We start from the raw sequence: 1,473 nt of genomic DNA on the forward strand, positions 1-1,473 counted from the left end.
AAAGGGAACAACCTATGTGGACTCCCCTGTGTCAACAACAAAATTAATAACTAAGAATAAAGCGCTCACTTATGTACGAGCTCTCATTGAGTAGCTAACTCAGGCTCTCTGATATTTACGCGCACAAGTAATCACATCTATTAAGCGAGATCAAAGTCTCTTGGTTGTTCACTGATTTTACTTGCTGATTTTTTCTTAGTTATTGCTTTTATTGTTTGAACTTCTTTACGCAGAAAAAGATTCTACTATTTCGTCAATTCCTTTAGTGAACATCACATATTTACTTTCTAGTTTTTATCTTAGTTATTCTTTTATTCTTTTATTGTTTGAATGTCTTTACATGGCAAGTAATTCCGCTTTGTAATCAGTTCCTTTAGTTATCATTGCATACGCCGTACGTACATTTTTGTTGGCAAGTGCTACGGCAGCACAACGTATGCCACGTCGAGATACTAACTCTTGTATCCAACGTTCTTTTTTTGTTTTTGCATCTCTTTTAACTATCATTCTAATCGCAGCCATAGACCCGACTACCAATTGACTTCTGAGTATGCTGTTTTTTACATACTTCCCAACTGAGCCCAGCTTAGTTTTTCCTCCGGAAGAGTGCTGTATTGGTGTTAACCCTATACACGCCGCTGCATCTTTACCCTTAGCAAAAACACCTATCTCACTACAGCCTAATGCGATGTATAAATTAACGGCATTGATGACACCAACACCTTCTAGTTTTAAAAGTTTCTTACATTCAGGATGCTCATTAATCGCCTTTATTAGTGATTCATCATAGGTTGCAACAGACTGGCATATAATTAAGTAGTGATCCCATGCTGCTTTCAGTGAGTTACGAAGTGCACATGAAAATTCATTCTCAGCATTTTCTAATACGCTTTCAATAGCGCCTCTTAATCCACCTAATCTTGGGGAGCAGCGAATATTAAATTCCAGTAGTAACGCTCCTAACTGATTGCTCAAGGCTGTTTTCTGCTTTGTTGCTAAGTCGCGTAATCGCATAATTGATTGTAATTGTTGCTGCTCAATACTTTTTCCAGAAATAAAAGTTATATCGGGAACAAATGATGCTTGTACGATTGCCAGCGCATCATTAGCATCTGTTTTTTGTTTCTTTCTAATTGAAGAAACAAATTTAGGACAAATTAATTTTGCATCGTAGCCTAATGATAATGCGACCTGGTTCCAGTAGTTTGATGTACTGCAAGCCTCAAAGATAATAGTGGTAGGTTTGGTATTGATTAACCAAAGAGCAAACGCCTGATATGTCATTTCAGTATTAGAAAGCACTTTATTTCTTGCATAAATACAAACTTGGATAACATCTTTTGCTAAATCAACACCAATTCTAGTATTATTCATTTATTGGACTCCATTTAATATTTTTGTGTGGTAACAATGATATTAGCCTACACGTTGGTAATGGTGTAGGGGAGTCCAATTATCTATTTAGCTCAATTT

The 1,473-nt window shown here is 36.3% G+C and carries 1 protein-coding gene; it reads right to left on the reverse strand.

Features of this window, described 5'->3' with window-relative positions; translation table 11 throughout:
* Positions 1-336 precede the first annotated feature (336 nt).
* Entirely contained in the window at positions 337-1,374 is a 1,038-nt protein-coding gene (locus SP041_RS20635) for an IS110 family transposase (protein ID WP_025565219.1), read from the reverse strand.
* Positions 1,375-1,473: the final 99 nt, after the last annotated feature.

The sequence above is a fragment of the Psychromonas sp. SP041 genome, assembly GCF_000470315.2.
Taxonomy (GTDB): Bacteria; Pseudomonadota; Gammaproteobacteria; order Enterobacterales; family Psychromonadaceae; genus Psychromonas.